Genomic DNA, 6,343 nt, shown 5'->3' on the forward strand with positions numbered 1-6,343 from the left:
TGGATTTTCTTGTTTTCAAAGGGGACAAACGTATTTGGGTAGAGATTAAAGGGTGTACCCTTGTTAGGGATGAAGTAGCCCTTTTTCCTGATGCTCCTACAACAAGGGGTAAGCGCCACCTTGATGAACTTACACTGGCAAAGAAAAACGGAGACAATGCAGCGGTTCTATTTCTGGTTTTCAGGCCTGATGCAAAATATTTTTCCCCTAACAGGCTAATGGACCCAGAATTCTACGGGGCATATCAAAAAGCCAGGGAGGCAGGAGTAGATTTTTATCCGCTTCTGTTTACTTTTCGGGAAGGGAATATTTATTTTAATAATATACTTCCTTCACATGAAATTTGAATTGGCTACATGGCATACTGGATAAAAATGGTAATGACCAAGTTGTATGCTCTTTTCAATACACTCAAGAATAAGCATATACAGAGCCAATTACTTATTTGAGGTTGATTATGTATATGCCAATAATGAGTATATGTTTTATGTATAAAAAACCATAAATATGGTGTTTACTTTTTTACTTTCTGCTATATGGGAATTTGTTGATGTATATGGGTAAAAATATTATTGAATACAGGGACCTTAGCATTATTCATTCGCATCAGAAGGTTCTGGAGAATTTCAATCTTACAATAAAGGAAGGTGAAAAAGTTCTAATTCGGGGGAAATCCGGGACCGGTAAATCCACCCTTTTTTTTGTGTCTGCTGGGATTGATGCGCCCTTCAGGCGGGAATGTTTATTTTAAGGATTTGCCGGTTACTGGTAATTCTGTTTCTGTTGTGCGTACAAAAGTAGCCTATGTTCCCCAGGATGTTGATGTTGGAAGAGATAGTGTAAACGAGTTCTTTGACACTATATTCTCCTATAATGCCGTTGGGTTTACTCCGGACTTTGAAAAAATCCAAAGATTGCTTGAATGGTTTGAACTTGATGATTCCATTCTCAAAAAAGAATTCAAATCTCTTTCTGGAGGGGAAAAACAGCGTATTGTACTCATTTTGTCTCTACTTCTGGAAAGAAATGTATTCTTGCTTGATGAACCCACTTCTTCCCTCGATTCTTCATTAAAATCAAAGGTAGTTGACTATTTTGCCAATGACCCTTCATTAACAGTAGTTGTCATTTCACACGATCCACAATGGGCAAGAGAAGGTTTGCGTGTTGTGGATATTCCAAACAAATGAGGTGCATAGATGGCAGAAATCAACGTAATTCAAAATATCGGTGTTTCCGGCTTCATATTCTGTACCTTGCTGCTCATTCTTCCCTTTCTGGTAAGTTATTATTTTAAATTGGGTATCATAAAGAAAAGTGTCATTATCGTATCCAGAATGTCTTTCCAGTTATTCCTGATAGGGCTTCTGCTTACTGTAGTTTTTGATATTAATAACCCGCTTATTAACGTTTTATGGATATTTGTAATGCTGTTCTTTGCGACATATACCATACTCGAAGAAACGGATTTCAAGACAGGACCTTTTCTTCCCACAATGCTAATCCTTTTTTCCATTGCAAACATACTGGTTCTGTTTTATTTTACCGGTTTTATCATAAAACTTGATGATATCTTTGAGGCTCGCTACCTCATACCCATTGCAGGTATGCTTATGGGTAACTCCTTGCGTGCAAATATTGTTGCATTGAACGATTTTTATCAAGATGTAAAGAACAATGAGCAACGTTACCTGTACAGGCTTTGTGTTGGTGCATCCAGGAAAGAAGCCTTATTTCCCTATATGCAAAGGAGTATGCTATCTTCTCTCAAACCGACTCTTGCCAACATGGCAACTATGGGGATAGTATTCCTGCCGGGCATGATGACCGGTCAGATATTGGGGGGAGTGAATCCCATACTGGCTATCAAATACCAGATAACCATAATGGTAGCTATTTTTGTAACTACTGTGCTGGGTGTCCTGGTTTGTGTGATAGTAGTCGTGGAGAAAGGCTTTGATGATTATGATCTGATGGTCGAAGATATTAATAAAGTATAATTAAAAGGCTCTGTAGAATTCATCATTTGAATAATTACTGAAACAGTGATAGCTCTGTATCTATTATAATTTAAAAATTTGAACTTGGCCACTTTCATCTGATTTATGTATTTTGTAGTCTTCAGTTCTTCCCCATATCTCCTTTTTAAAAAAGTAGAACGTCATTTTACATTATTTAATTATAGATGTCTTCATCAAATTCATTTTTCAAGGAAAGGAAGTTATTTTCCTTTCTTTTTTTCCTTGGCAAGTTTCTTTTTGGCATCTTTGTCGCCGCTGGCTGCTAATTCTTCCAGTTTTGCCAGTTTTTCTCTCTTTGCACCCTTTTTTCTGTTTATATCTTTTTTCGACATTGCCATAATCAAATACCTTCGTTGCATTTTCCTTATGCAGCAGTATAATTCGGTTTAAACACTATTTATGAGTTTCTATGAAATTGGCTTTGCAGAAAGAGATTATCAAATTAGGTCATAATTCCTCCCATTCTAATTTGATGATATTAAATCAAACATAATTTGCAAATGAATTGGTTTGTTTGACCTTATTTTGCAAATTCGCAGTTACAAGCAATTGATATGCCACAAACTTCATAATCGAATACATTTCCTTACTTGCATTCTTCATCCCTCTAATATCAAATTTTACAGTCCATTTTATGTTCTTATGTATTCTCTCACATTCTGCTCTTTTAGAATATTCTTCCTCACATCCCTCATCTTCTATGTTCTCATTCCGCAGGTGCATCCCGACCTGTTTTTTTCTTCCGTTTTCATAGAGAAAACGAAGTTTTTTCTCATACTTCATATGAATCGATCCGCCGATTTTCCACATCTTATTGACCCAGTGATCGATTCGTTTCATTGTTCCTTCATTATGGACTTTAGAATCAGAAGAATATGCAATAACAGGTTTTGCCTTCAATTGATACCATACATCAGCATGATTGTTGAACGAATCATACCCTCCATCCAGTGCATAAGTATCGATGTCGTAGGTAACATCGAAGCCCATCAGGATATCCTGGCTACCCCACGGGCCCGCAGGAAGCAGCCTTATCATAGTGATAACGTCTATTAAACTTTTCTATAGCGGCATTTAGAAACTGATACGATATTGCAACAATACAGCAACCACTATAAGCATCAATCCAAAAATTTTTTTGAAATATTTTCTGGAAAGGGTTTCAAGGTTACCTCTGGGAGTATACATGATGTGAGATCCCAGCTGGCTACCGATAAATGCAGCAATTCCAAGTGAAAGTACTGTGCTGTCTGTAATGGTTATATTGTTGAGATGAGCTACCAGACCTGAGGCAGAGGAGACAAGAACAATTAGTGAAGAAGTTGCAGCGGCTTCCCTAACTCCGAATCCCAGGGCTAGAAGAAGGGGAACTACAAAAGATCCACCCCCAATGCCCAGCAGACCGGCACATATCCCCACACCAAGACCTATCAAGGACCCCATGAGAAAACGCATTTTACCTGTAGGTTTGGGTAGAATCTCTTTTCTTGTAGCCGGAATTACCATACTAAAACCTACAAGGACTATTACTAAACTGAAAATGGAAATAATTGCAGTTTCTGATATCTGCATTCCGATATGTTTTCCGATTGGCGCCCCGATAACTGAAACTATCAGAAAGGGAATTGCAGTATGAAAATCAATCGTTTTCTTTTTCAGGTATATAAATGAAGATGAACCTGTAGTAACCACATTAAGCAAAAGAGAAAGGGGAATAGCAATTCTCAGGTCTATTCCTATCCAGTAAAAAAGAGGTACATAGATTATCGCTCCTCCGATTCCCAGAAATGCGAAAATAGAGGAAAGAAACAGAATAATTAATACAAGAAAGATAGGGTCTGTAAACATTCCTTATTTACCCCTTACATCTTTGTATTTTTCTTTGAAGTGGGCAATATCTTCACGTGTGCCTACAACAGATATGACATCTCCCTTTTCAAGGACTACATCATCCAGTTCTTCTAACTTTTTCGTATCTCCTTGCATATAGCCGATTACACGACACCCGGTAGTACTATACAGATCAAGTTCGCCGATTGTTTTTCCCGCCATATTCTTGCCAACGACAAGATTCTCAATTTCAGTTCCCTCATAAAGCATTATGTCTTCTATGGGGCAGTATCCTCCGGTTCCATAACAAACAGAAGTGATTTTTGCCAGCATCTGGCCGGCAACTATAGAAAGGGAAGCAACGTAATCGGCTCCTGCCTTGTATATTTTGTCAATGGATTCAACTGAATTTGCTCTGGAAAATATTGTGGACTCCGGATTTAATCCTCTGGAGATAAGAGTGGCAAAGATAACATCCGTATCGTGATTCAGACAAATTATAACCGTAGATGCATTCTCTATACCCGCATTTTTGAGTACCTCTTCTTCCGTACCGTTGCCCACTATATATTCAAAATCCGGTCTCTGGAAAAGGTCTTCTCTTGAATCAACAATGACAAAAGGGATATCTTTCTCGTCAAGTACTTCTGCAATCCTTTTTCCCACATCCCCATATCCAAGAACGATTATATGACCCATCTGCATTCCAAGTCACCTATCATTTTGTAAGATCCTTTAATTCACTTTAACTGTTCCATTGTGCCGGTTTGCAAGCAGTACAGTATTTTCTTTAATTATTTCTTTATCATCAACTTTCAGGAACAATTTACCTTCTTTTCTTAATCCGATTATATTTGCTCCTGTTTTCTTGTGGATATTAGCTTCGTTGAATGATTTATCAATAAGCTGGCTTGCAGGGTATACGGGAAGTTCTACAATGTTATATCCATCCAGAAATGTAGTTGCACCACCAAGCCCCATTACATAAGGGTCCAGTGCTTTTTTTTCCCAGGAACCTGCCAAGTACAAGCTTTGGGGAAACTACACGATTTGCACCTGCATATTTGAGGTATTTGACATTTGCTGAATCTTCGGCTACCGCTATTATATAAGCATCTGCAAGACTGGAAGCGGTAAGGACAATACTGGCATTTTCCTCATCAGAGCGATTTGCGATCAAAAAGCGGGCATTGCGAACCCTGGCGTTTTCCAGTGTCTTATCATCTGTGGCTTTACCGTATATGCATGGTAGTTTTTTTTCAATAAGGCCTCGAAGTATCTCTTCATTGTCTTCAATGATTATGTATTTGACTTTCTGGTCCTCAAGTTCATCTACGAGTGTTTCCATTAACCGATTGTAGCCACAAATGATTATATGGGAAGAAAAGGAGTCCGGCGCTTTTGTTGGAAGAGGCATGTTAAGAGCCCTTTCAAACCACGGTGTGATGACAAAAGTAATCAAAATACCAAATACCATGACTATTCCACTCAATTGTACGAAGATGGCAAAAATTTTGCCAATTGGACTTGTTAATACAATGTCTCCGTAACCTACAGTAGTGGTAGTTGAAATTACCCAATATAGAGCATCTACAGGATTATAAAACTGCGTTTGTCCTTCGTAATTTACCAGCAAAAGGAAGATGATCGTATATATGATTACCACTCCCAGGGAAATACCCAGGTAATGGTACAGTGATCGTCTCCACATGGCCGGTAATTTCATTTTCGTCCATCCTGTGTTTAGAAACCATGAACTATGTAAGGTCCGAATATCATCAGGACAAAGGACAATATGATTAGGATTGTAAATGTGCCTGCTATGGTTCCTGCAAGAGTGGTTGACTTGATTTCATCCCCTGTAAACCGTTTGAGGAACGACTGGAGGTAATCCCTGAATACATGCCCTCCGTCCAGTGGGACAGCCGGAAGGCAGTTGAATAGACCTACATAGAAGTTCAGCCATCCAATCCAAAGAAGGCTGTTGGCAATCCAGAACACTCCTACACCGAGAGGTTCGCCCCATCCAACAGGTTCATAGAACTGGGCAAGAGTACCACTAAACCCGGGGAATCCTTCTCCTGCAAATCCTATTATTGGCAAACCTAACAGAATGACCCAGCCAGCTACGCCTGTAAGCATAGAAGGCAGGCCTTTGAGCATATCCAGATAGTCATGGGCGGGATACTCGCCGATCGAAAGTCCTACAGGTATATTTTTTACTCCATCTGTGCCATAATAAACTCCCAAAAACCCTTTTTCGGAAGTGCCATCAGGATGTTGCCCCAGTGTCAGAGTGTATATTTTACTTTCTCCCTCAGTTGTCTTTATCTCTATTTCCACTTCCTGGCCGGCAGTTGTGGTATTCATGAAATTGACAAATTCTTCAGGGGTTTGGGTGGTAACATTATTGATGGATAGTAAAAACATCCCTTTTTCAAGGTTACTTCTTTCTGCAGGTGAACCATCTACAATATCATTGATATATATCC

Annotated in this window: 10 protein-coding genes and 1 pseudogene; 4 read left to right on the plus strand and 7 right to left on the minus strand. The window is 38.9% G+C overall.

All coding sequences use genetic code 11. From position 1 onward, the window contains the following. Window positions 1-32: 32 nt before the first annotated feature. From C9889_RS10605 to C9889_RS09930, 4 genes are all read left to right on the plus strand, one after another. Window positions 33-347: a DNA/RNA nuclease SfsA gene (locus tag C9889_RS10605; RefSeq protein WP_263854028.1), complete on the plus strand. Its 315-nt coding sequence runs from the start codon at window positions 33-35 to the stop codon at window positions 345-347. A gap of 209 nt (window positions 348-556) precedes the next feature. Then, entirely contained in the window at window positions 557-751 is a 195-nt protein-coding gene (locus tag C9889_RS11515; protein ID WP_394342253.1) for an ATP-binding cassette domain-containing protein, read from the plus strand. Next, window positions 717-1,190 (plus strand): ATP-binding cassette domain-containing protein, encoded by a 474-nt coding sequence (locus C9889_RS09925; protein ID WP_129599297.1) that lies wholly within the window; start codon window positions 717-719, stop codon window positions 1,188-1,190. The genes C9889_RS11515 and C9889_RS09925 overlap by 35 nt, the downstream gene beginning before the upstream one ends. Window positions 1,191-1,199: 9 nt before the next feature. Then, entirely contained in the window at window positions 1,200-2,000 is an 801-nt protein-coding gene (locus C9889_RS09930) for an ABC transporter permease (protein WP_129599300.1), read from the plus strand. Window positions 2,001-2,221: 221 nt separating this feature from the next. Here C9889_RS09930 and C9889_RS10145 read toward each other — a convergent pair whose 3' ends face one another. From C9889_RS10145 to C9889_RS09955, 7 genes and pseudogenes are all read right to left on the minus strand, one after another. Next, a complete protein-coding gene (locus tag C9889_RS10145) occupies window positions 2,222-2,359 on the minus strand; it encodes a hypothetical protein (protein WP_164999333.1) in 138 nt (45 codons plus the stop codon). A 145-nt stretch (window positions 2,360-2,504) separates the two neighbouring features. Further along, a pseudogene (locus C9889_RS09935) lies at window positions 2,505-2,990 on the minus strand (ISNCY family transposase); the annotation flags it as partial. A 105-nt stretch (window positions 2,991-3,095) separates the two neighbouring features. Further along, window positions 3,096-3,869 carry a sulfite exporter TauE/SafE family protein gene (locus C9889_RS09940; RefSeq protein ID WP_129599303.1) on the minus strand — a complete coding sequence of 258 codons (774 nt, stop codon included), beginning with the start codon at window positions 3,867-3,869 and terminating at the stop codon, window positions 3,096-3,098. 3 nt (window positions 3,870-3,872) lie between these two features. Then, the gene (locus C9889_RS09945) at window positions 3,873-4,556 is read right to left on the minus strand and encodes a potassium channel family protein (RefSeq protein WP_129599306.1); all 684 of its coding nucleotides are present in this window, start codon (window positions 4,554-4,556) and stop codon (window positions 3,873-3,875) included. A 30-nt stretch (window positions 4,557-4,586) separates the two neighbouring features. After that, a complete protein-coding gene (locus C9889_RS10610; protein WP_225420070.1) occupies window positions 4,587-4,832 on the minus strand; it encodes a cation:proton antiporter regulatory subunit in 246 nt (81 codons plus the stop codon). Further along, entirely contained in the window at window positions 4,792-5,577 is a 786-nt protein-coding gene (locus tag C9889_RS09950; protein WP_225420071.1) for a potassium channel family protein, read from the minus strand. Before C9889_RS09950 ends, C9889_RS10610 begins: the two co-directional genes overlap by 41 nt. A gap of 17 nt (window positions 5,578-5,594) precedes the next feature. Further along, window positions 5,595-6,343: site-2 protease family protein (locus C9889_RS09955; protein WP_191985834.1), on the minus strand; the 749-nt coding region annotated here is incomplete at its 5' end.

The sequence above is a fragment of the Methanohalophilus profundi genome (assembly GCF_004137855.1).
Lineage (GTDB): Archaea > Halobacteriota > Methanosarcinia > Methanosarcinales > Methanosarcinaceae > Methanohalophilus > Methanohalophilus profundi.

Excerpts from the sequence above, each read along its gene's own strand:
- C9889_RS09930 (WP_129599300.1), top strand. The coding sequence starts at position 1,200 with ATGGCAGAAATCAACGTAATTCAAAATATCGGTGTTTCCGGCTTCATA.
- C9889_RS09945 (WP_129599306.1), bottom strand. The coding sequence starts at position 4,556 with ATGCAGATGGGTCATATAATCGTTCTTGGATATGGGGATGTGGGAAAA.
- C9889_RS09940 (WP_129599303.1), bottom strand. The coding sequence starts at position 3,869 with ATGTTTACAGACCCTATCTTTCTTGTATTAATTATTCTGTTTCTTTCC.
- C9889_RS10145 (WP_164999333.1), bottom strand. The coding sequence starts at position 2,359 with ATGGCAATGTCGAAAAAAGATATAAACAGAAAAAAGGGTGCAAAGAGA.
- C9889_RS09950 (WP_225420071.1), bottom strand. The coding sequence starts at position 5,577 with ATGAAATTACCGGCCATGTGGAGACGATCACTGTACCATTACCTGGGT.
- C9889_RS11515 (WP_394342253.1), top strand. The coding sequence starts at position 557 with ATGGGTAAAAATATTATTGAATACAGGGACCTTAGCATTATTCATTCG.
- C9889_RS10610 (WP_225420070.1), bottom strand. The coding sequence starts at position 4,832 with ATGGGGCTTGGTGGTGCAACTACATTTCTGGATGGATATAACATTGTA.